At 70.0% G+C, this 23,216-nt stretch carries 22 protein-coding genes; all 22 read right to left on the bottom strand.

From position 1 onward, the window contains the following. Window positions 1-45 precede the first annotated feature (45 nt). Window positions 46-2,550, bottom strand: a complete 2,505-nt coding sequence (locus D452_RS0104290) for an ATP-dependent Clp protease ATP-binding subunit (protein ID WP_083927449.1) — start codon at window positions 2,548-2,550, stop codon at window positions 46-48. An 808-nt stretch (window positions 2,551-3,358) separates the two neighbouring features. Continuing rightward, window positions 3,359-3,697, bottom strand: coding sequence for a histone-like nucleoid-structuring protein Lsr2 (locus tag D452_RS0104285; RefSeq protein ID WP_017542917.1), 339 nt, complete (start codon window positions 3,695-3,697; stop codon window positions 3,359-3,361). Between the two features lie 216 nt (window positions 3,698-3,913). Then, on the bottom strand, window positions 3,914-4,195 hold the full coding sequence (locus D452_RS0104280) for a hypothetical protein (RefSeq protein ID WP_026128962.1): 282 nt from the start codon (window positions 4,193-4,195) through the stop codon (window positions 3,914-3,916). A gap of 449 nt (window positions 4,196-4,644) precedes the next feature. After that, on the bottom strand, window positions 4,645-5,226 hold the full coding sequence (locus D452_RS0104275; RefSeq protein ID WP_026128961.1) for an amino-acid N-acetyltransferase: 582 nt from the start codon (window positions 5,224-5,226) through the stop codon (window positions 4,645-4,647). Between the two features lie 123 nt (window positions 5,227-5,349). Further along, on the bottom strand, window positions 5,350-5,673 hold the full coding sequence (locus tag D452_RS0104270) for a LuxR C-terminal-related transcriptional regulator (protein WP_017542914.1): 324 nt from the start codon (window positions 5,671-5,673) through the stop codon (window positions 5,350-5,352). Between the two features lie 704 nt (window positions 5,674-6,377). Beyond that, window positions 6,378-7,877, bottom strand: a complete 1,500-nt coding sequence (gene lysX, locus D452_RS0104265) for a bifunctional lysylphosphatidylglycerol synthetase/lysine--tRNA ligase LysX (RefSeq protein ID WP_017542913.1) — start codon at window positions 7,875-7,877, stop codon at window positions 6,378-6,380. Between the two features lie 111 nt (window positions 7,878-7,988). Further along, entirely contained in the window at window positions 7,989-8,771 is a 783-nt protein-coding gene (locus D452_RS0104260; protein ID WP_017542912.1) for a type III pantothenate kinase, read from the bottom strand. A gap of 61 nt (window positions 8,772-8,832) precedes the next feature. Then, window positions 8,833-11,424: an L-aspartate oxidase gene (locus D452_RS0104255; protein ID WP_017542911.1), complete on the bottom strand. Its 2,592-nt coding sequence runs from the start codon at window positions 11,422-11,424 to the stop codon at window positions 8,833-8,835. 49 nt (window positions 11,425-11,473) lie between these two features. Further along, on the bottom strand, window positions 11,474-12,355 hold the full coding sequence (panC, locus tag D452_RS0104250) for a pantoate--beta-alanine ligase (RefSeq protein ID WP_017542910.1): 882 nt from the start codon (window positions 12,353-12,355) through the stop codon (window positions 11,474-11,476). A 168-nt stretch (window positions 12,356-12,523) separates the two neighbouring features. Further along, window positions 12,524-13,408 (bottom strand): Rossmann-like and DUF2520 domain-containing protein, encoded by an 885-nt coding sequence (locus D452_RS0104245; protein ID WP_017542909.1) that lies wholly within the window; start codon window positions 13,406-13,408, stop codon window positions 12,524-12,526. Between the two features lie 165 nt (window positions 13,409-13,573). After that, window positions 13,574-13,813, bottom strand: coding sequence for a hypothetical protein (locus D452_RS0104240; protein WP_017542908.1), 240 nt, complete (start codon window positions 13,811-13,813; stop codon window positions 13,574-13,576). Between the two features lie 459 nt (window positions 13,814-14,272). Next, window positions 14,273-14,515 (bottom strand): chaplin family protein, encoded by a 243-nt coding sequence (locus tag D452_RS0104235; protein WP_017542907.1) that lies wholly within the window; start codon window positions 14,513-14,515, stop codon window positions 14,273-14,275. Between the two features lie 243 nt (window positions 14,516-14,758). Further along, window positions 14,759-16,168: a PH domain-containing protein gene (locus tag D452_RS0104230; RefSeq protein WP_017542906.1), complete on the bottom strand. Its 1,410-nt coding sequence runs from the start codon at window positions 16,166-16,168 to the stop codon at window positions 14,759-14,761. 81 nt (window positions 16,169-16,249) lie between these two features. Next, complete coding sequence (locus tag D452_RS0104225) at window positions 16,250-16,801, bottom strand: PH domain-containing protein (RefSeq protein ID WP_040693076.1); 552 nt, start codon at window positions 16,799-16,801, stop codon at window positions 16,250-16,252. 111 nt (window positions 16,802-16,912) lie between these two features. Continuing rightward, the gene (locus tag D452_RS0104220) at window positions 16,913-17,404 is read right to left on the bottom strand and encodes a DUF3180 domain-containing protein (protein WP_017542904.1); all 492 of its coding nucleotides are present in this window, start codon (window positions 17,402-17,404) and stop codon (window positions 16,913-16,915) included. Continuing rightward, window positions 17,394-17,888 carry a 2-amino-4-hydroxy-6-hydroxymethyldihydropteridine diphosphokinase gene (gene folK, locus D452_RS0104215; protein WP_051061244.1) on the bottom strand — a complete coding sequence of 165 codons (495 nt, stop codon included), beginning with the start codon at window positions 17,886-17,888 and terminating at the stop codon, window positions 17,394-17,396. Before folK ends, D452_RS0104220 begins: the two co-directional genes overlap by 11 nt. A gap of 53 nt (window positions 17,889-17,941) precedes the next feature. Then, on the bottom strand, window positions 17,942-18,313 hold the full coding sequence (gene folB, locus D452_RS0104210; protein ID WP_017542902.1) for a dihydroneopterin aldolase: 372 nt from the start codon (window positions 18,311-18,313) through the stop codon (window positions 17,942-17,944). Then, entirely contained in the window at window positions 18,313-18,759 is a 447-nt protein-coding gene (locus D452_RS0104205; RefSeq protein ID WP_017542901.1) for a nuclear transport factor 2 family protein, read from the bottom strand. The genes folB and D452_RS0104205 overlap by 1 nt, the downstream gene beginning before the upstream one ends. Then, complete coding sequence (gene folP / locus D452_RS0104200) at window positions 18,756-19,661, bottom strand: dihydropteroate synthase (RefSeq protein ID WP_017542900.1); 906 nt, start codon at window positions 19,659-19,661, stop codon at window positions 18,756-18,758. Before folP ends, D452_RS0104205 begins: the two co-directional genes overlap by 4 nt. 100 nt (window positions 19,662-19,761) lie before the next feature. Beyond that, window positions 19,762-20,355 (bottom strand): GTP cyclohydrolase I FolE, encoded by a 594-nt coding sequence (gene folE / locus D452_RS0104195; RefSeq protein ID WP_017542899.1) that lies wholly within the window; start codon window positions 20,353-20,355, stop codon window positions 19,762-19,764. Beyond that, a complete protein-coding gene (gene ftsH / locus D452_RS0104190; protein ID WP_017542898.1) occupies window positions 20,352-22,355 on the bottom strand; it encodes an ATP-dependent zinc metalloprotease FtsH in 2,004 nt (667 codons plus the stop codon). Before ftsH ends, folE begins: the two co-directional genes overlap by 4 nt. A gap of 246 nt (window positions 22,356-22,601) precedes the next feature. After that, a complete protein-coding gene (gene hpt / locus D452_RS0104185) occupies window positions 22,602-23,156 on the bottom strand; it encodes a hypoxanthine phosphoribosyltransferase (RefSeq protein WP_026128960.1) in 555 nt (184 codons plus the stop codon). Between the last annotated feature and the right edge of the window lie 60 nt (window positions 23,157-23,216).

The raw sequence follows: 23,216 nt of genomic DNA, 5'->3' as shown, positions 1-23,216 counted from the left end.
CCCCCCGCCCCCAGCCCCCCGCCGGTACGGGACCGGCTGGGTCCACTACTCGCCCTTGGCGGCGGACTCCACCTCGGGGGTGTCCGGCACCGCGGCGGGCTTCGGCACACCCTTGAAGGTGAACTTCGCGTCCGTGCCCTCGCCCTCGGCGTCGATCACGACGATCTGACCCGCCTTGATGTCGCCGAAGAGGATCTTCTCGGAGAGCTGGTCCTCGATCTCCCGCTGGATCGTGCGACGCAGCGGCCGCGCGCCCAGGACCGGGTCGAACCCGCGCTCGGACAGGATCTGCTTCGCCTTGGGGCGCAGCTCGATGCCCATGTCCTTCTCCTTGAGCCGGTTGTCCAGGCTCGTGATCATCAGGTCGACGATCTGGAAGATCTCCTTCTCCGTCAGCTGGTGGAAGACGATGACGTCGTCCACACGGTTGAGGAACTCCGGCCGGAAGTTGGTCTTGAGCTCCTCGCTGACCTTCGCCTTCATCCGCTCGTAGTTGGTGTTGGCGTCGTCCTCCTTGGCGAAGCCCATGGCCTGGCCCTTGGAGATGTCCCGCGTACCCAGGTTGGTCGTCATGATGATGACCGTGTTCTTGAAGTCGACGTTGCGACCCTGGGCGTCGGTGAGACGACCCTCCTCCAGCACCTGGAGCAGAGAGTTGAAGATGTCGTTGTGGGCCTTCTCGATCTCGTCGAACAGGACCACGGAGAACGGCTTGCGGCGCACCTTCTCGGTGAGCTGGCCGCCCTCCTCGTAACCGACGTAGCCGGGCGGGGAACCGAACAGCCGCGAGACCGTGTGCTTCTCCATGAACTCGGACATGTCCAGCTGGATCAGCGAGTCCTCGTCCCCGAACAGGAACTCGGCCAGGGTCTTGGACAGCTCGGTCTTACCCACACCGGACGGACCGGCGAAGATGAACGAACCACCGGGGCGCTTGGGGTCCTTCAGACCGGCGCGGGTACGGCGGATCGCCTGGGAGAGCGCCTTGATGGCGTCCTCCTGGCCGATGACCCGGCGGTGCAGCTCGTCCTCCATGCGCAGCAGGCGGGAGCTCTCCTCCTCGGTCAGCTTGAAGACGGGGATGCCGGTGGACGCGGCCAGGACCTCGGCGATGAGCTCCTCGTCGACCTCGGCCACGACGTCCATGTCGCCGGCCTTCCACTCCTTCTCCCGCTGCGCCTTCTTGTTGAGAAGCTGCTTCTCGTCGTCGCGCAGGGACGCGGCCTTCTCGAAGTCCTGCTCGTCGATGGCCGATTCCTTGTCGCGGCGCACGCCGGCGATCTTCTCGTCGAACTCGCGCAGGTCCGGCGGAGCGGTCATCCGGCGGATGCGCATCCGGGAACCCGCCTCGTCGATGAGGTCGATCGCCTTGTCCGGCAGGAACCGGTCGCTGATGTAGCGGTCGGCCAGCTGCGCGGCGGCCACAAGGGCGCTGTCGGTGATGGAGACCCGGTGGTGGGCCTCGTAGCGGTCACGCAGACCCTTGAGGATCTCGATGGCGTGCGTGATCGTCGGCTCGTCCACCTGGATCGGCTGGAAGCGGCGCTCCAGCGCGGCGTCCTTCTCCAGGTACTTGCGGTACTCGTCGAGCGTGGTCGCACCGATGGTCTGGAGCTCACCCCGGGCCAGCATGGGCTTCAGGATGGAGGCGGCGTCTATGGCACCCTCCGCCGCGCCCGCGCCGACCAGCGTGTGCAGCTCGTCGATGAAAAGGATGATGTCACCGCGGGTGCGGATCTCCTTGAGCACCTTCTTGAGGCGCTCCTCGAAGTCACCGCGGTAGCGGCTGCCCGCGACCAGGGCGCCCAGGTCGAGCGTGTACAGCTGCTTGTCCTTGAGCGTCTCGGGGATCTCACCCTTGACGATCTTCTGCGCGAGCCCCTCGACCACGGCGGTCTTACCGACACCGGGCTCACCGATGAGCACCGGGTTGTTCTTGGTGCGCCGTGAGAGCACCTGCATGACGCGCTCGATTTCCTTGTCCCGGCCGATGACCGGGTCGAGCTTGGACTCACGCGCGGCCTGCGTCAGGTTGCGGCCGAACTGGTCCAGCACCAGCGAGGTGGAGGGGGTGGACTCGGAGGAGGCACCGGTGGCCTGCGGCTCCTTGCCCTGGTAGCCGTGCAGCAGCTGGATGACCTGCTGGCGGACACGGTTGAGGTCCGCACCGAGCTTCACGAGGACCTGGGCGGCGACGCCCTCGCCCTCGCGGATCAGGCCCAGCAGTATGTGCTCGGTACCGATGTAGTTGTGGCCGAGCTGAAGCGCCTCGCGCAGCGACAGCTCAAGGACCTTCTTGGCGCGCGGGGTGAAGGGAATGTGTCCCGACGGCGCCTGCTGGCCCTGACCGATGATCTCCTCGACCTGCTGCCGAACCGCTTCGAGGCTGATACCAAGGCTCTCGAGAGCCTTGGCGGCGACACCCTCACCCTCGTGGATGAGGCCGAGCAGGATGTGCTCCGTACCGATGTAGTTGTGGTTGAGCATCCTGGCTTCTTCCTGAGCCAGAACCACCACTCGCCGCGCGCGGTCGGTAAACCTCTCGAACATGTCTCGTCGCTCCTCTACAGAGCGGTCAGGCAGGGACGGCGATGACCGACCCGACTCTTCCGCATATAGGCCCCACAGGGATTAACCGCCCCGGGGAGCACTGTCGCACCCGCCCACCCTTCCGGCGGCTGCCGACAGGGTGGACGTCTCCGTACGGCCGACCGCAGCCGTCCGTGCCAGAGACTTTCCCCGACGATAGGGCGTTCACCCAACATCCAACTACCAATTGGCGCGTCAGATTTCCCTGTACGCCGAAGGCGAACGGCCCGGGACTCCCATCCATCACGAGAGTGCCCGGGCCGCACGTGCGTAAGCCGGATTGTCGGCTCTAAGCGAACAAGCGGAAGCCGTGTTGTTCTTCAAGCGGAAATGGACCGAACCATCTCCCGGAGTGACCCTGGTGACCCGGGACGACCCGCGTGCGTGCCACCCCGGCGGCGGGCCGGGTGGCCGGACTCTCTCGCTCGCGGGCTCCTCGTCGGCGGTGCGCGACCGCGACCTCGCGCCGACACGCCGGTGTACCGGGCCGCCTCGTGGGCGGGGGTACCGCGCGTGTCACGTCATCCGCGCCGCTCTCCGCCTTCGGTGAACGCCGGGGACCACGGGTCCATTCCGAAGCCTCCCCGGCCTCGGGTAGGGCTCCGTGCCCACAGGGCCTCACGTTCATCGGCGCGCCCTCTCGTCCCGGTGTCACAGGCCTCGGGAACCGGACCTCGGGACGAACGGGTTCGGGACACCGCGTCGGTGACGCATGGGGCGAAATGTCGACCAGGACCCACCCCTATTCCGCCGCGTAGCGGCGGCAAACCTAACCCTTGACGGCCTCGTATTCGGCGACGATGGCCGCGGGGATACGGCCGCGCTCATTGACGGGCTTCCCTGCGGCCTTCGCCCAGGCGCGAATCTCGGCGCTGCGCTCACGGCTGGGAGCATTCCGGGTACCGCGACGAGCGGTACCGCGTGCCTGCTTCGCGGGGGCCTTGCGGGAGGCCTCAATGAACGGAGTAAGAGCCTCACGGAGCTTGGCGGCATTACCCGCGCTGAGGTCGATTTCGTACGTCGATCCATCGAGACCGAACGTCACCGTCTCCTCGGCCTCGCCGCCGTCGAGGTCGTCGACCAGGAAAACCTGGACCTTCTGTGCCATGGAATCAAACCTTTCAGCAGAGCGGTGTCTCCACACCTGAATATAAAGCTATCTCGCGAGAACGCGAAAGACAATTCCCGGCGTGCCAGAAATCACCTGGACCCGGAGCGACGAGATTCGGGGTCGCCGGAGCAGCGCGGGGCCGGCGAGTTGGCCCGCACACGCTGACCCCCGGCGCCGTGGGCGCTGGGGACCGGGTTCAGCGAGGCACAGTATCTAACGGGCCTCGGATTCGGTACGTTCCCCATCCTGGGCAATCGGCGTCTCGTTCGTCGCCTTGGTCTCGTCGACCCCGGCCGCGTCGTTGTCGACCGCGGCCTCCTCGTCCTTGGCCGCGTCGCTGACCAGGCTTCCGTCCATCCTGCGCGGGGCCATCTCCTTACGCAGCAGCTTGATGACGAAGGCACAGAACACGGTCGCGACAACCACGGGCGGGATGAGCGCGGACAATACGTCGATCAGTCCAGGGGGAAGCACCGATGACAAAAAGTCACCCATCGAAGCGGCCTACCCTTCCTGGTTGTTACTTATTGCAGCAAATACCCGACTCAGTGTCGGGCCTGCCGTGGGGGATGGCGCTCCGGCACCGCCGGGCAAACGCATACCAGACATCATAGACATCGTTTGCCCCCGACTTGACACCGGACGTACCGAAGATGGTCCTTCAAAGCCTGATGGTGGCCAATGTCCGGTCGACTGTTCCACCTCCGCGCGGAAGACCTCCGTCACGGAGTCGGGCGATCGCGGACGGTGTCCCAAAAATCCGGGATGCCGAACGTCCCGTCGTCACTTCACCGGGGAACCGGCGATCCTGACGGACGCAGGTACACATTACCTGCCTTGTTCCACACCCATACCACCCGGTGCGGTTAAGGACCTAGGGCCATCGGGGGATCCGGCGAACCGTTCCGAAGGCGAAGCCCGTCCCTATCCGGGACCCAAAAGCTTTAGCCGGACACGCTTGCCGGACTCCCGTCGAGGTGTACAAGCATCCGAGTGTTCCCCAGGGTGTTGGGTTTGACCCGCTCCAGGTCAAGGAATTCCGCCACGCCCTCGTCATAGGAACGCAGGAGTTCCTCGTAGACACGGAACGAGACCGGGGTGCCCTGGATCGGGGCAAAGCCGTGTTTGGCGAAGAAACCGGTCTCGAATGTCAGACAGAACACACGGCGTACGCCCAACTCGCGGGCCGCGTCCAGCAGTTCGGTCACGATTCGGTGTCCGACGCCGAAACCGCGCAGGGAGGGGTCCACGGCGACGGTGCGCACCTCGGCGAGGTCCTCCCAGAGCACGTGGAGGGCGCCGCAGCCGACCACCCGGAGCTCACCCTCCGGCTCCGCGTGTGCGCCGGGCGCCGGCTCGGGAACGCTCTCCGCCTCGGCCACCCAGAACTCCTGGATGTCCTCGTAGAGGTTGACGGTGCTCTTGGAGAGCACGCGGCGGTCGACGGAGTAGGTGTCGACGAGGCGGCGGATGTGGGTCACGTCACGCGTCCTGGCGCGACGGATCCGGACATGACGAACGGGCATAGCCGGACCAGACTACGCCCAAGCGACCTCCCACCGGAACGCTCCTCATCCGGTGGTCGAAAGCCGGGCCTGCTGGGCCGGTATGCCCGCGGTGTCTCCCGGCGGTCGCCGGGTGGCGTCAGATCAGATGAGCTGACGCCTCGCGGCCCACACGACCGCCTCGATGGGTGTGTTCACGCCCAGCACGTCGCAGATGTTGCGAATGCGACGTCGCAGGGTCCGGGCGCTGAGCTCGAGGTGCCGAGCGGCCACTTCGGTGGTGACACCGGTGGCGATCTCGGCGAGCAGTTCGAGTTCCTCGTGACTCAGCTCGACCGGCGTGTAGGGGCCGTTGAACGCGTTCTCGCGCGACCGGGCCTGCAGGGGAACGACGTTCTCCCTGTGCTCCCGTGGCGAGAGGATGTTCTGGTCCTCAACGGTACGTCGTACGAGTGTGGCCTGTTCCACTCCGTCCTCCCTCATCCATGTGAGTGCGGAACATCAACTCGTCACCGAGGAGTCAAGCGCGTCGACTGGCTGTCGGCGCGGGTGAGTCCCGACCACCCCGACCGCCCCCGGAGCCCCCCTGGCACAGGGGTGGGAGCAGGAGGGGAGCACGAGACACACGGACCCCGGGCGTCGCGGTCTGGGACGGACAGACCTCGTCGTGGATACGTGTGCGGCGGGTTGTCCGGATCGTGTCTCGACCCGGGCCCCGGCTCACCGTTGTTCTCGATCACTTCGGCAAACTCGCGGACCGAAGTCCGCCCTCAGCACGCTAAGCGGAGCGGATGATACCGTCAAGGCCCAATAAATCACCATGCGTGATGATGCAAAGCCAGTGCGTCACAGGTTCACGCGTCGGGAAATATCCTCCCCAGCCTGACCTGCGTAAACAATCTCCAACTTTGTCGGGGCTCCGATAACTCAACTTCCAAGGGAAAAACAGGGCTCTTCCCCACAGGACATGCTGTTCTGGCGGGTGGTTTGCTCCGTCTGACCGGAAAGTGAGGCGAGTCTCGTGGCGTCGGACACATTTGCGCTCGGGGGTGGCATCCACGACTCGGGGCCGCCGCACCTGAGGTGCGACGGCCCCGACTCCCACTTTTCGGTCATCCCGCTACAAGGGTTTTGCTTTTTCCCCTTCCCTCCTCGGGATCGGGGAACGCGCCCTAGTCCCCGGAGGGCTTGACGATGGGGAAGAGCACGGTCTCCCGGATGTTCTTTCCGGTGAAGGCCATGAGCAGACGGTCGATACCGATCCCCACACCGCCGGTGGGAGGCATGCCGTACTCCAGCGCGCGCAGGAAGTCCTCGTCGAGCTGCATCGCCTCGGGGTCGCCGTCGGCGGCCATCAGCGACTGCTCGGTCAGGCGGCGCCGCTGTTCGACCGGGTCCACCAGTTCGGAGAAGCCCGTGCCGAGCTCCATGCCGAACCCGATCAGGTCCCACTTCTCGGTGAGCAGCGGGTCCTCGCGGTGCTGACGGGTCAGCGGACTGGTCTCCAGAGGGAAGTCGCACACGAACGTGGGCTGGACGAGCGTGTGCTCCACCAGCTCCTCGAAGACGTGCTCCACCAGCTTGCCCTGACCCCACTCGTGGCTGTACTCGACGCCCTTGGCCTCGGCCAGGCGACGGACCTCCTCGATCGGCGTCCTCGGGGTGACCTCGGCACCCAGGGCCTCCGAGACCGAGCCGTACAGCGTGACGCGCGGCCACTCCCCGCCCAGGTCGAAGGTCTCGCCGTCACGCTCGATCGTGGTGGAGCCGAAGACCGCGCGGGCGGCCTCCTGGATGAGCTCGCGGGTCACCTCCGCCACGTCGTCGTAGTCCGCGTAGGCCTGGTAGAACTCCAGCATCGTGAACTCGGGGTTGTGCGTGGAGTCCGCGCCCTCGTTCCGGAAGTTCCGGTTGACCTCGAAGACCTTCTCCAGGCCGCCCACGACCAGGCGCTTCAGCGACAGCTCGGGCGCGATGCGCAGGTAGAGATCCATGTCGTAGGCGTTGATGTGCGTGACGAACGGGCGCGCGGTGGCGCCGCCGTGCACGCGCATGAGCATCGGGGTCTCGACCTCGATGTAGTCGCGGGAGCTCAGCCCCTCGCGGATCGCCCGGATGGCGGCCGAACGGCTGCGCACCATCTGCTGCGACTCGGGGTTCACGATGAGGTCCACGTAGCGCTGGCGCACCCGGGCCTCCGGGTCGGTCAGGCCCTTGTGCTTCTCCGGGAGCGGACGCAGGCACTTGGCCGTCAGCGTCCAGTCGCTCACCAGGATGGAGAGCTCGCCGCGGCGGGAGGTGATGACCTCGCCCTCCACACCCACGTGGTCACCGAGGTCGACGTCGGCCTTCCAGGCGTCCAGGCCCTCCTTGCCGACCTGGTCCAGGGACAGCATGATCTGCACGTCCCCGGTCTCGTCGCGCAGGGTCGCGAAGCACAGCTTGCCGCCGGAGCGGTAGAGCATGACGCGACCGGCGATGGCGACCTTCGCGCCGGTGTGGGTGTCGGGCTCCAGGCCCTGGTGTTTCTCACGCACGGGACCGATCGACGTCGTCCGCGGGTAGTTCACGGGGAAGGGGTCGGTGCCCTCCTCCCGGAGACGGTCCAGCTTCTGCCGCCGGACCCGCATCTGTTCGGGCAGGTCGTCATAGTCGTCGTGCGTGTCATTCACGGGCCCGATCCTACCGGCGCCAGCGCCCCGGAGGGCACCGAGCGAGCGGGGGCGCGGTGGCGGGGCCCGGGTGCGGACGGGCGGGTGGGCGCGGGGCCGCCCACCCCTGGGTCAGCCGGCGTTGCGCTCGAAGACCAGGCGCAGCCCGGTGAGGGTGAGCCAGGGTTCGTGGACGTCGACGGTCTCGCACTCGCCGACCACCGTTCCGGCCAGGCCGCCGGTGGCGACCACCGTCACGTCGTCCGGGTTGTCCGTCAGCTCCGCGACCATGCGGTCCACGATGCCGTCGACCTGCCCGGCGAACCCGAACACGATTCCCGAGCGCAGCGCCTCCGTGGTGTTCTTGGCGATCGCGGAGCGCGGCCTCACGATCTCGACCATGTGCAGCTGCGCCCCGCGCCGGGAGAGGGCGTCCACCGAGATGTCGATGCCCGGGGCGATGGCGCCGCCCACGTACTCGCCCTTGGAGCTCACGGCGTCGAAGGTGGTCGCGGTCCCGAAGTCCACCACCACGCTGGGCCCCCCGTAGAGGTGGCTCGCGGCCAGCGCGTTGATGATCCGGTCGCTGCCCACCTCCTTGGGGTTGTCCATGCGGATCGGCACGCCCGTCTTCACCCCCGGTTCGACGATCACCGCGGGCCGGTCGCCGAAGTGGCGGCGGAACATGTCCCGCATCTCGTGCTGGACCGAGGGGACCGAGCAGCACATCGCGATGCCGTCGATCTCGCTCTGGTCGTTCAGGGAGCTGCCGTCGATGAGCCCGCGCAGGACCACCGCCCACTCGTCCGCGGTGCGTCTGGTGTCGGTTCCCACTCTCCAGTGTTCGAGAAGGTCGTCGGAGTCGAAGAGACCGAAGACCGTCTCGGAGTTGCCGACGTCGATCGCGAGCAGCATTCTGGGGGCCTCACTGGTCGAATTGGTGTGTACCCAAGGAATCTTCCACCAAGTGGCTCCCTCACAACAGGTCGAGCGCGATATCCAGTGCCGGGCTGGAGTGGGTGAGCGCCCCGACCGCCAGGTAGTCGACCCCGGTGCGGGCGACGTCGGCGGCCACGTCGAGGGTGAGTCCACCGCTGGACTCCAGGCGGGCGCGGCCGTCCACGAGTGCCACGGCCTCGGTCAGCCGCTCCACGGGGAAGTTGTCCAGCAGGATCTCCTCGGCCCCGGCGGACAGCGCGTCCTCGATCTGGTCGATCCGGTCCACCTCCACCTCCAGGGGCAGGTCCGGGAAGCGCGCGCGGATGGCGCGGACCGCCTCGGCCACTCCCCCGGCGGCGACCACGTGGTTGTCCTTGACCAGTCCGGCGTCGCTCAGGCAGTACCGGTGGTTGACCCCGCCGCCGCAGCGGACCGCGTACTTGTCGAGGGCGCGCAGCCCCGGGGTGGTCTTCCGGCTGTCCCGGATCCGCGCTCCGGTACCGGCCACGGCGTCCACCCAGGTGCGGGTGGCCGTGGCGATCCCGGACATGTGGGTGAGCAGGTTGAGCGCGGTGCGTTCGGCCGTGAGCAGGTCGCGGGTGCGGGCGGTGACCGTCATGAGGACGTCGCCGCGCTTGACGGGGTCGCCGTCCCGCGCCGCCCGGGAGACCTCGACGGCGCCCTCGGCCACGGTCCAGAAGACGAGTTCGGCGAGGGGCAGGCCGCTGACAGTGCCGTCGGCCCTGGCCACCACGTGGGCGGTGCGGACCTGGTCGACGGGGATGGTGGCCACGGTGGTGACGTCGATCCGGGGACCGGCGGTGAGGTCCTCCGCGAGGGCGCGGCGGACGGTGTCCGCGTGGGACTGGTGGGGGGCGGTCCACGGAAGCGTGAACTCGGCGCGCGCCTCCGGCGAGGGGTCGGGCTGGGCCAGGGGGAACGCGATGGCGTCGAGCTCGCTCACGAGGGCGGGCGGCAGCTCGGGCTCCCGGATCTCGTCGGTGGTCACGATCGTGTCCCCTTCCAGTCGGACGACCACGGGCCGCACGCGCAGCTCGGGTCGGGGTTCGGGTGTGTCGGCGCGCTGGTGCGCGCCCCGGCTCTCGGTGCGGTGGAGCGCGGCGGCCGCCACGAGGCGCGCCACCGTGAGCAGGTTGGTGGCCTCCCATGCGGCGACGTCCGGGGCGACGTGCGCGGCGGGGGCCGCCAGTGAGTCGAGCCGGTCGACCAGCGCGGCCAGTCCCTGGCCGGTGCGCAGGACCCCGGCGTCGCGGGACATCAGGGCGCGGACCGTGGCGGAGGTGGCCGGGTCGACCAGCGGTGTGGTGGCCCCGGTGGTCCGCGCGGTCCCCGGGTTCCGCTCCGGGCCCCGGGCCAGGCGGTCGGCGATCCGGTCGGCGTAGACCAGCCCCTCCAGGAGCGAGTTGGATGCCAGGCGGTTGGCCCCGTGCACGCCGGTGCGGGCCACCTCGCCCACCGCCCACAACCCGGGGACCCCGGTGCGGCCGTCGATGTCGACCTCCACCCCGCCGGACGCGTAGTGCGCCGCCGGAGCCACCGGGATCACCTGGGTGAGCGGGTCGATGCCGTGGGAGCGGCAGGAGGCGAGGATGGTCGGGAAGCGGCGCTCCCAGGTGGCCCGGCCGAAGTGCCGGGTCTCCAGGAACACGTGGTCGGTGTCCTGTTCGGCCATGGTCCGGGCGATGGTGCGGGCCACGACGTCGCGGGGGGCGAGGTCACCGAGCTCGTGCACCCCCTCCATGATCCGGCGGCCCTCGGCGTCGACGAGGTAGGCGCCCTCGCCGCGCAGGGCCTCCGAGACCAGGGGCTGGCGGCCGCGCGCGTCCGGGCCGAGCCAGAGCACGGTCGGATGGAACTGGATGAACTCCAGGTCGCGCAGGCGGGCCCCGGCGCGGGCGGCGAGCGCGAGGCCGTCACCCGTGGACACGGTCGGGTTGGTGGTGGCTGCGAAGACCTGCCCCATCCCCCCGGTGGCCAGCACCAGGGCGGGGGCCAGGACGGCGCCGACGCCGTCGCGCTCCCCCTCCCCCATGACGTGCAGGGTGGCGCCGAGCACCGCGCCGCCGTCCGGGTCGCGCAGGGCGTCCAGGGCCACCGCGTGTTCGACGACCTCGATCCGTTCCTCGGACAGGACCGCCTGGACCAGAGCCCGCTGGATCTCGGCTCCGGTGGCGTCGCCGCCCGCGTGGGCGACCCGGTCGGCGCGGTGTCCGCCCTCGCGGGTCAGGGACAGCTCCCCGTCGTCGTCCCGGTCGAACTCGGCGCCGAGGGAGATGAGCCAGCGCAGCGCGTCGGGCCCCTCGGTGGCCAGGACGTGCACCGCGTGGGGGTCGCACATCCCGGCCCCGGCCAAGAGGGTGTCGACCATGTGGGCGACCGGCCCGTCCTCGGGGGCCATGGCCGCGGCGATGCCACCCTGGGCGTAGGCGGTGGAGCCCGTCGAGAGCCGGTCCTTGGTGACCAGGACAACCCGGCCCGTTCCGGTGCGGCGGACATAGCGCAGGGCGGTGCTCAGGCCCGCGATGCCCGAGCCGACCACGGCCACGTCGGCGTGGACGGTCCACCCCGGTTCCGGGGCCTCGATCCGGGTCTGTCTGGCAGGTGTCATCTTGGTTCTCTTTTGGGGGCTGTGGCGGACGGCGGCTGGGGCGTGGCGGTCACGGCTGGAGGGGCACTGTCACGTTGTCGATGAGCCGGGTGCGGCCCACCCTGGCGGCCACGGCCAGGACGGCGTCGCCCCGGTGGTCGTCGGCCGCGTCGGCGAAGGTCGCCGGGTCGACCAGCGCGAGGTAGTCGAGTTCGACCGGCGGGGAGGCCCGGGCGGCCTCGTCCAGGACGGCGCGGGCCGCCGCGCGTACGGCCACGGCGCCTTCGGACGCGGCGTCGGCGCCCGCGCGCAGGGCCCGGGACAGGGAGAGGGCGCTCGCGCGGTCGGCCTCGGAGAGGTAGACGTTGCGGCTGGAGGAGGCCAGGCCGTCGGGCTCACGGAGGGTGGGGGCGCCGACGATCTCCACCGGGAGGTCGAGGTCGGCGACCATGCGCCGGACAAGGGCGATCTGCTGGGCGTCCTTGGCCCCGAAGACGGCGAGGTCCGGTCGGACCAGCTGGAACAGCTTGGTGACCACGGTGAGGACGCCGGTGAAGTGGCCGGGGCGTGAGGCGCCCTCAAGGCGTTCGCCCATGGCCCCGGCGTCCACGGTGACCATCTGCGGGCGCGGGTACATGGTGGCGGTCTCGGGGGCGAAGACCACGTCCACGCCCTCCTCACCGCACAGCCGGGTGTCGCCGGGCAGGTCGCGCGGGTACTGGTCCAGGTCCTCGTCCGGGCCGAACTGGAGAGGGTTGACGAAGACGCTGACCACGACGGTGTCGGCCCGTTCGCGGGCCAGCCGCATGAGGCTGCGGTGGCCGCCATGGAGCGCGCCCATGGTGGGGACCAGCCCCACCCGGCCCGCGTCGGCCAGGGCGCGGCGCAGTTCCTCGGAGGTGCGGACGACGAGCGGACCGTCTTCGCGGTCGGGCCGGGCGGGATCGGTCATGGTTCTCCTTGGTGGTCTGCCGGGTCCGCGTCGAGTCCGGGCCGTGGCCGGGTACCCGTGCTTGTGCCGGTGGACGTCGTGGTCGCGGCGGCGCCCCGCCGTGGGCGGGCGCGCCCCCGCGGTCGGAGGGCGGCCTCCCGGGGCTCGGTCTCCGGGGTGCCGGCGGGGTCAGCGACGCAGGACGTCCAGCAGACGGGCGGCGTCCTCGGGTTTGAGCATCCCGGCGTTGATGGCGCGGTCCGCGGTGAGCCGGGCCAGCTCGACATAGCTGGCGACGCTCTCGGGCGCGTGTTCCCGCAACTGTTCGACGTGTCCGGCCACGGTGCCTGCGTCGCCGCGCAGGACCGGTCCGCTCAGGCCGTGGATGCCCAGGCGCAGGGCGTTGTCCAGGGCCGCGCTGAGCATGGGGGCGAGCAGGCGCGCGGGTTCGGGCACCCCCGCGGCGGTGAGCAGGGAGGCACTGTCGGCGACGAGGGTGACCAGGTGGTTCGCCCCGCCCGCGAGGGCCGCATGGTAGAGGGTGCGCTTTTCCTCGGCGATCCACACCGGTTCGGCGCCCATCTCGACCACGAGGGCCTCGGCGATGGGGCGGAGCTGCTCGGGCGCGGTCACGCCGAAGGCGCAGTTGGCGAGCCGCTCGACGTCCTCGTCGCGGCCGGTGAAGGTCATGGCCGGGTGCAGGGCCAGGGGCAGCGCGCCGACGACGGTGGCGGGGGCCAGGATCCCGTACCCGTGGGCGCCGCTCGCGTGGACGAGGATCTTGCCGCGCAGGTCGGTGCCGGTCGCGGCCAGGCCCTCGACGAGGTCGGCGAGGGCGTCGTCGGGGACGGTCAGCAGGACGAGGTCGCTGGCCTCCGCCACCCCGGCGGGTTCGAGGAGGCGGGCGCCGGGGAGCCGTTCCTCGACCCTGGTGCGCGAGGCGTCGGAGACCGCCGAGGCGGCCACGACCCGGTGACCGGCCCGTGACAGGGCGACGCCCAGGACGGAGCCGACCCGGCCCGCCCCGATGACGCCGACTCGCAGGCGGGCGGGACGCCCTTCGGTCGTCTCCATGAATCGTGTCCCCTCGTGGTCCGGTGCGTCCGCTTCACCTCGCACCGTGCTCTGAGCACACGATAGCCCGCCCGTACCGCTGACCAGCCGCCCCGCCCCCGGGGAAGGGGGCGGGGCGGCCGGGTGACACGGAGAGGGGCGAGTGAGGACACCCGCCCCTCGTCGTCAGTTCTGGATGATGACCCCGGAGTTGAAGCAGGAGCCCAGCGACTGGCCGAGGACGGCGTTCGAGTTGCCGCAGCCCTCGTTCTCGGCCTCCAGGTCCTTGATGTGGGTGAAGTTCCCACTGGCGTAGGTGTGGTGCGGGGTCCAGTGGCCCGCGTGCGCCGCGGCGGGGGCGGCGGAAAGGAGGACTCCGGCGGAGGCGAGGAGCACGGCACCGGTGGCGAGCGTCTTCTTCAGCACTACTTGTCTCCTTCAGTGTCCGGACGGGGGGACCGACCGAACTCGCAGTGACCCTTCGGTGGCGCCCGGGGGCGTCGAGATGAAGCTATCGACGCGCGACCCCCATGAAAATGCCCTGAACTGCATTGATCACAGAACATCGGCCTATGTTCACACCAGGTGACCGAACGTCCCGGTGCCGATCGGGACAAAGACGGGGACTTCGACCCCGGAGGCGTGTGCGCAGCGTGACCGGGCTCCGGGGTTCCAGCCAGGCACCAATCCCGGTTCCGGCTGTGCAACCACCGCCGGGGACCGACTCCCGGGGTCGGCCGACCCCGGACACGCGAAAGGGCGCCACTCCGTCGTCACGGAGTGGCGCCCCTGCGCGGAAAGCTCGCTGGCCCTGGACCGGGTCGGATCAGCCGGGACGTCTCCGGCCGGACACCCCCGCCCGGGCGGGCCGGGAAGTCGTTCCTACTACCAGTTCTTGACGCTGGCGCCGGAGTCGGTGCAGTTCGCGCCGGAGACACCCAGGATGGAGATCGAGTTGCCGCAGACGTTGATCGGCGCGTCGACGTCCACAACGGCCTGGTTGCCGCTCAGGATGCCGCCGTTGCCGGAGGTGAAGACGTTGCTGTTGGCCATGGCAGGAGTGCCGGCGAACAGGACGCTGCCAGCGGCAGCGGCGATGGCCGTGGCGGCGAGAGCCTTCTTCAGCATGTGTTTTCTCCCGTCAGCCGGTCAGCGGGGGCGCCAACCGGTCGATAACGTTGACGATGTGTATGACAGTGAACACTCAACGTGTTCACCACTATTTAGCCATAGGCCGTCGCCGTCCGTGGCCGAAACACGAAAGAGTTTTCCGGTCCTGACCTGGAAGTATCACCACGAGTGAGAAGACATGTCGGACATGCAACGCCGAATCGGAACCCCTGTGGCCCCACAATGTGACACACGCCACACTCAGCTCTCGGGGGTGTCGCCGTTCGGACCCTCCGTTTTCTCACCCTCGTTCCGGCTAGTTACCGAGTCTCCGTGCATGGTTGCCCGGGTAGCCCACCGTTCCGTTCCCGCAGAGGGCACCCTGGCCCGTCTTCCGTACTCCACCAGGGCGTCCAGTAAACGGCGTCCCTCCCCCGCATTCCGGTCGGTCGCACGCGCCGAGACCGGCCCCGGAGGGATGTCCACGTCGACGGTGACCCTGCGCCTCAGCTGCGCGATCGGCCCGGCCGACAGCCGCAGCGCCTGCATCCGCTCCACCGGCACGATCTCGGTGACCCGGCACAGGAACCCGCGCACGCTCACGAACAACCGTTCGTCCACCCCCACCGCGTGCGGCAGCGGGCCCCGGTTGTCCACCAACGGCACCAGTGCCGCCTCGCTCTCCGGGAACACCTCGTTCACCAGGGCGAAGGCCCTCCCCCGCGGCGCCACCGGCAGCAGTGCCGTCGAGTCGGCCTGGCGCGCGCCCGCGTAGCCCGCCACAGTCGCCTCGACCCTCGCCACGCCCAGCGCCCGCCACAGCAGCGGCTCCACCACGCGAACGGCCTGCACGCGGCCGGGAGGGACCGTCTGCATGCGCCGCTGGAACATCCCGTAGCGCAGCCGCAGCCCGTCCGAGGACGAGGACGCGTAGAAGTCCGTGTAGCGCGCCAGCGGTCCCCAGTAGTAGCGCAGCAGCCCGAGGACGAGCGGGACCGCCCCGGCCAGCGCCCCCGGTTCGAGGAACACCACGAACGCGGTCAGGAGCAGGAGCAGCAGGACGAACGACAGCAGCACCGGCACACGGAAGGTCAGTGCGCCCAGGAGCAGCAGGAAGGGAAGCCGGTAGAAGGGCCACTCGGGTGCCTCGGGCGCGCGCCCGGGCAGACCGGCCGCGTGCGCCAGCACCGCCACCCGCAGCCGCTCGGCCACCCTCCACCGCAGGCAGCGCAGCCGGATGGCGCTCCCGTCACCCCCGGCCAGCTCGACCCGCAGCTCCGCCAGGCCGAACACCTGCATCAGCAGCGGGCGCACCACGTCCACCGCCTGGAGGCGGCTCAGCGGGATCTCCCGCGAACTGCGCAGGAACAGGCCGCTGTGCACCACCAGGTGGTCCTCACGCAGCCCGAACGAGCCGTACCACCACGCGGGCAGCGCGTAGGCGAGGGAGCCGAACACCACCGCGAAGGCCAGGACGATCACCCAGGCGAGGCCGAACTGGCTCAGGATCGGCCCGACCAGCGCCACGAAGACGAGGGTGACCCCGAGGACCTGGAGCGGGATGATCAACCAGTGTGAGCGGAAGATCCCCGTGGTGACGTCGGCCGCCGGGTCCGGCCGCCGGGGCGGCACGGGCGGCGGAGCGCCCCAGGCGCCGTTCGGCGGCAGCATCGACGGCCCCCAGGCGGGCGGCGGCGGTCCGGGGCGGTGCGGTCCCTGCGGCCATGGGCCCCGCTGTGGCGGTCCGTGCACTTACAACCCCGTAGAGAAGGTCTCGCTGCGCGCCGCGAGCCGGTCGCGCAGCTGGACGGCGTCGGCCAGTGGAAGCCCCACCACCCGCGTGTCCGCCGTGCTCGCGGCGGTGCGCACGCGCACGGTCGCGATCCCCAGCGCCTGTTCGAGCAGGTCGGCGGTGACGTCCACGACCTGCATCCGGCCGTAGGGGACGACCACCAGCTGCCGCATCAGCACGCCGTAGGTGAGGTACAGCTCGGCGGACTCCTCGGCGTAGCCCCAGGAGCGCTGGAAGCGCCCGGCCAGGAGCCACAGCACGACGGCCGCCACCAGAACCGCCACCGCCCAGGTCACGGCCGCCCCCGGTCGGCCCGACAGGAACAGGAACAGGGCCCCGGCCGCGCCGACGGCCAGGCAGCACGCACCGGTCACGAGGCGGCGGTACCAGGCGAGCGCGACCGGAACCCGGGTCCAGTCGGTGTCCCCGGGTGCGGCGAAGGCGGCGTCCACGGGGCGCCGCGGCGGGTCGGACCCCTCCGGCGCCGGTGATGTCGGTTCACTGGTGTCCACGGGCTCAGTCAACCATCAGCGGGCAATCCCCGCCCGAAACGGCTCGGCCGGAACCCGGAGTCGTCCGTGTTCCGCCCCGTCCCGGGCGGGGCCCCACCCCTCAGCTCACTCCTAGGCGAGCCCCGGTGTGTCGTTCCGGTCCTCGTCGTCGTCCTCCGGCACCCGGCAGGCGTGCTCCAGGTAGAGGGCGGCGGCCAGCAGCAGACCGGCGGCGAGCGCCGTCCCCAGCGCTGTCAGGAACACCTCACGGTGGCTGGGCAGCTCCAGCCGGTCGGAGACGGCCAGCGCGGTCCCCGCGAAGTACCCCGCGGCCAGAGAGGCGAACAGCGCGCTCGCTTTGGCCAGGGCGAGCAGGCGGGCCGCGCTGAGCGGCTCCATCGGCTCGGTCCCGGGCGCCCGGCGCACACGGCGCGCCGTGCGACCGGCGGTGAACCCCTCCGCGAGGGCCAGCAGCAACAGGGTCGGGATCGCCGACCACGGCATCAGCGGCAGGCCGCTCACCGTGTTGGCGACCAACAGCCCCAGCAGCGCCCCGAGGAGCGCCAGCAGGGTCGGGACGCGCCACCCGGTCGGGGTCAGCGTGCCCCCGCCCTCACCCGACACGTGCGTCCTCCCCTGGCAGCGTGAGCCTCAGGTCCTCCCGGACGGTCAGCTCCTGCTCGCCCCTGGTGTCCGCCTCCTCCACCCCGGCCAGCAGGGCGGCGACCGGCGCCCGGCCGGGCAGGACCGCGCCGGGGTCCGTGTCCAGCCAGGGGCGCAGCACGAACGCGCGCAGGTGCGCGCGCGGGTGCGGCAGCGTCAGCTCCGGATCGTCGTCGGTCGTGTCCCCGAAGGCGATGACGTCCACGTCCAGGGTGCGCGGCCCCCACCGGACCTCGCGGACCCGCTCGAAGGCGCGCTCGGCGGACCGGGCCAGCTCCAGCAGCTCCTTCGGAGTGCCGGTGGTGTCCACGACCAGGACCGCGTTGAGGAACGCGCCCTGGTCGGGCCCGCCCACCGGGGCGGTCTCGTAGACCGGGGAGGCCGTCACCGGGGTGACGCCCTCCCCGGCCGACAGCAGGTCCACCGCGCCCTGGAGGGTGGCCATCCGGTCCCCGAGGTTGGAACCCAGGGAGAGCACGGCACGCGCCACCGCCGGACTCACCGCTGCCCCCGCTCGCCCCGGGTGACGGTGACCGACACGTCCGCGAACTCGTGCTCGATGGGCGCCGACGGCTTGTGCACCGTCAGCTCCACCCCTCGCACCAGGGACTCGGCCAGGCACACCCCGGCCAGGCGCTCGGCCAGGGTCTCGATCAGGTTCACCGGTTCACCGGTCACGACCGCGACCAGCCGGTCGGCCAGCTCGCCGTAGTGGACGGTGTCGGCGACGTCGTCGCTCTTCGCGGCGGTCGCCGTGTCCAGGTACAGCACGGCGTCCACGACGAAGTCCTGCCCCTCGCGGCGCTCGAAGTCGAACACCCCGTGGTGGCCCCGGGCCCGGAGGCCGCGGAGCTCGATGCGGTCCCGCATCAGTCCTCGGCCTCCGCCTCGTCGTCGTCCTCCATCAGCACCGGGGAGGCGTGGTGCGACCACAGCCGCCACCCCTGGTCGGTGTCGACGAACAGGTTGGTGGTGACCACCTGCCCGCCCGCCACGAAACCGGGGCTGCCGTCCTCCGCCGTCAGTACGTTCTCCTCGCAGGTCACCATGGCGATGTCACCGCCCACCCCGATGTGCGTCTCGGTGAGCACGTACTGGATGTAGGTGACGTTGGCCATGATCAGCGACCAGGCGCGCATGATCTCGGTGCGGCCGCGCAGGAGCGGCCAGCCCGGGTTGACGCACACCAGGTCGGGGGCCTCGTGCTCCTCGGCCCACACGGTGCGCATCAGGTCGATGTCACCGTTCTCGATGGCGCTGTAGAACTGCGCGTTGGCCTCGGCCACGCTCTCCATGACCTCCTGGCGGGACTTCACACGTCACCCCGGTCCACGGTCTGGTCCCGGCCCTCGGCGAGGCTGGCCCCGCCGTCGGCCCAGGCCGCCGCCACGCGAACCGCGTCGGCGTTCGGACGGACGTCGTGCACCCGGACCGCCCAGGCGCCGCGGTCCGCGGACAGGGTGGTCACGGCCGCGGTGGCCGCGTCGCACTCGACGAACGGGCGGTCCTCGCCCTTGGCGTCGCCGAGCAGGCGGCTGAGGAAGCGTTTGCGTGATCCCGCCACCAGGACGGGCCGGCCCAGTTCGTGGAACCGGTCGAGATGCCGGAGCAGCGCCCAGTTGTGCGCCTGTTCGGGGCGCTTGGAGAATCCCAGGCCCGGGTCCAGAACGATCTGGCCGGGGTCGACACCTGCACTGATCATGGCCTCCATACGGTCGCGGAGCTCATCGAGGACCTCCTGGACGACATCCGTGTACACGGCACGGCTCTGCATGTCATGACTATGCCCACGCCAGTGCATCAACACGTAGGCCACACCGGAAGAAGCGACGAGTCGGCCCATCTCGGGGTCGGCCAGCCCGCCGCTGACGTCGTTGACCAGTACCGCGCCGGCCTCGACCGCGCTCGCGGCGACCTCGGCCCGCATCGTGTCCACACTGACCGCGACTCCGCGCGCGGCGAGTTCGCGCACCACGGGTTCGACCCGGCGCAGCTCCTCGGGGGCCGGGACCCGTTGGGCCCCGGGGCGGGTGGACTCACCGCCCACGTCGACGATGTCCGCGCCCTCCTCGACGAGGCGCAGACCGTGTTCGATCGCGCGCTCGGGGTCGAACCAGGACCCGCCGTCGGAGAAGGAGTCGGGGGTGACGTTCACGACCCCCATGACCAGGCACCGCCCGTGGTCGGGCAGCCCCGGAAGTGTGTGTTTCGGCGCCATGCGCATCACCCTACGCGTACGCCGAGGGGCCGGGGGCACACGGCCCCCGGCCCCTCGGCGGTGGTGTCGGGGTTCGGACCCGGCACGGTCCCGAAGCGGGTCAGCGCTGGTCGAGGATGAGGCTCATGACCTCGGAGCGGGTGCGGTCGCTGCTGCGGAAGATGCCCCGCACCGCGGAGGTGACCGTCTTGGCCCCGGGCTTGCGCACCCCGCGCATGGTCATGCACAGGTGCTCGGCCTCGACGACCACTATCACCCCGCGCGGGTCGAGGTGCTCCATGATGGCGTCCGCGACCTGGCCGGTGAGGCGTTCCTGCACCTGCGGGCGGCGGGCGTAGACGTCCACGAGGCGGGCGAACTTGCTCAGTCCGGTGATCCGGCCGTGCGGACCCGGGATGTAGCCCACGTGCGCCACCCCGAAGAACGGCACCAGGTGGTGCTCGCAGGTCGAGTAGAGCTCGATGTCCTTGACCAGGACCATTTCCTCGTGGTCGGCCTCGAAGACCGTGGTGAGGACGTCACCGGGCTTCTGACCGAGCCCGGAGAACTGCTCCTCGTAGGCCCGGGCGACCCGCTCGGGGGTCTTCGTCAGGCCGTCGCGGTCGGGGTCCTCCCCGATCGCGATGAGGATCTCCCGAACCGCGTGCTCGATGCGCTCGCGGTCCACGGGTCTGGCGGGCAGGTCCGAGCTCACTCCTGGTCTCCTTCGGTGGTGGTGGTCGGCTCAGGGTGCTGACCGTTGCCGGACTGGCCCCGGACGTCGGCACCGTTCAGCGCGGCCATCTCCTTCTTGGAGCGGACCGGGGGCCGGCTGGAGGGCTGGCGCTTGCCGTACCCGGTGTAGGACCCGCGGGTGGGCCGCTTGCGGACCGGCTCGAAGACCTCCAGCACCTGGGTCTTGGTGAGCGTCTCCTTCTCCAGGAGCTGGAGGACCAGCTCGTCGAGCACGTCGCGGTACTCCACGAGGACCTCGTAGGCCTCGTCGTGCGCGGACTCGATGAGGCGCCGCACCTCCTCGTCGATGAGGGAGGCGATCTCCTCGGAGTACTCGCGGGCGTGGGACATCTCCCGGCCCAGGAACGGCTCGGTGTTGCCGGAGCCGAACTTGCGGGCGCCCAGGCGCTCGCTCATCCCGTACTCGGTCACCATGTTGCGGGCCAGGCTGGTGGCCTTGTCGATGTCGTTCCCGGCGCCCGTGGTGGGCTCGTGGAAGACGAGTTCCTCGGCGGCGCGGCCGCCGAGCATCATGGCGAGCTGGTCCATCATCTGCGAGCGCGAGGTGAGGAACTTGTCCTCGGTCGGCACCGACATCGTGTAGCCGAGCGCGCGGCCGCGCGGCAGGATGGTGATCTTGTGGACCGGGTCGGCGTTGGGCAGCGCGTGGCCGACCAGGGCGTGACCGCCCTCGTGGTAGGCGATGACCTTCTTCTCGCGGTCCGACATCACGCGGGTCTTGCGCTCGGGACCGGCCATCACGCGCTCGATGGCCTCCTCGAGGACGGCGTGGGTGATGACCTTGCTGTCCGCGCGGGCCGACAGCAGGGCGCCCTCGTTGATGACGTTGGCCAGGTCGGCGCCGGTCATCCCGGAGGTCTGGCGGGCGATGACGGCGAAGTCGACGTCCTCGGCCATGGGCTTGCCCTTGGCGTGCACGGCGAGGATCTCCTTGCGGCCGTCCATGTCCGGACGGTCCACGACGACCTGGCGGTCGAAGCGGCCCGGGCGCAGCAGCGCCGGGTCGAGGATGTCGGGGCGGTTGGTGGCGGCGATCAGGATGACGCCGCCCTTGACGTCGAAGCCGTCCATCTCGACCAGCATCTGGTTGAGGGTCTGCTCGCGCTCGTCGTGCCCGCCGCCCATGCCGGCGCCGCGGTGGCGGCCGACCGCATCGATCTCGTCGATGAAGATGATCGCGGGAGCGTTGGCCTTGGCCTGCTCGAACAGGTCACGCACACGCGAGGCGCCCACGCCGACGAACATCTCGACGAAGTCCGAACCGGAGATGGAGTAGAACGGCACCCCGGCCTCACCGGCGACGGCGCGGGCCAGCAGGGTCTTGCCGGTTCCGGGCGGGCCCATGAGCAGCACGCCCTTGGGGATCTTCGCCCCCATCGACTGGAACTTCTCCGGGTTCTGGAGGAACTCCTTGATCTCGTGGAGCTCCTCGATGGCCTCGTCGGCACCGGCCACGTCCTCGAAGGTGTTCTTCGGGGTGTCCTTGGTGATGAGCTTGGCCTTGGACTTGCCGAACTGCATGACCCGGGAGCCGCCGCCCTGCATCTGGCTGAAGATGAACCAGAAGATGACGATGATGATGATCAGCGGCAGGAGGCTGAACAGGGCCGTGGTCCAGATCGGTGTGGTCGCCACCGAGACCTCGTAGGCCTTCAGGTTCCCGTCGGGGTTCTCGCTGGACTCCTGGAGCATGTCGGCCAGCTGGAGGCCCTGCCCCTCCACCCAGTAGGCCTCGAGGATGTCCTCGTCGACCGTGGTCAGGCGGATGCGCTGGTCGCGGTCGACGATCTCGGCGTTGTCCACCTCGTCCTGCTCGATGAGCTGGTAGACCGTCGAGATGTCGGCTTCCTCAGGCTGGGGACCGGCGCCCACGTCGAACACGCGGAAGCCGATGACGAGCATGAGGGCGACAGCCAGGATCCAGATCCACGGGCCGCGGAAAAAACGCTTCAGATTCATGTGAGCGGAACCCTGTCGGGTCCGTCCCTCCTGACCAGGCCGCCCGCCCCAGAGGAGTTTCCGAAGCAGGACCTATCGGACACGTGCTCCCTGCGATGACGCCGGGATATTCGACGGTACACCTCGCCGCACGGAGCGGTCACACCGCTCGGACCGGTGGCGGGTCCGTCATGAACGCAACGACGGTGACCCGCCCCGTTGTTCCCGTGGCCGCCGCCGCGCGGGCACCGCACGGCGGCGGGAACGCTACTTCTCGTAGACGTGCGGGGCGAGGGTGCCGATGAACGGCAGGTTGCGGTACCTCTCGGCGTAGTCGAGCCCGTAGCCGATGATGAACTCGTTGGGCAGGTCGAAGCCGATGTACCTGACGTCGAGGTCGACGTCGAAGGCCAGGGGCTTGCGGACCATGGTGCAGATCTCCACGGACCGGGGCCCGCGGGACTTCAGGTTGCCGACCAGCCAGGAGAGTGTCAGGCCGGAGTCGATGACGTCCTCGACGATCAGGACGTCGCGGTCCTTGATGTCGGTCTCCAGGTCCTTGAGGATGCGCACGACACCCGAGGAGGTGGTCCCGGCCCCGTAGGAGGACACCGCCATCCAGTCCATGGAGACGGGGTTGTGCAGCGCCCGCGCCAGGTCGGCCATGACCATGACCGCGCCCTTGAGCACGCCGACGATCAGCAGGTCCCTGCCCTCGTAGTCGGCGTCGATCCGCTCCCCCAGCTCGGCCAGGCGCGTCTTGATCTCTTCCTCGGTGACGAGGACCTTCTCCAGGTCCTCGCCCATGTCCTTAGCGTCCACGCTCACGTCCTCGCTGCTGAGTTCCCCGTTTGCGGCAACCAGGATAAACGTGCCGAACGA

It is taken from the genome of Nocardiopsis prasina DSM 43845 (assembly GCF_000341265.1).
GTDB classification, from domain to species: Bacteria; Actinomycetota; Actinomycetes; order Streptosporangiales; family Streptosporangiaceae; genus Nocardiopsis; species Nocardiopsis prasina.
This window is presented reverse-complemented; position numbering and strand designations above follow the sequence as displayed.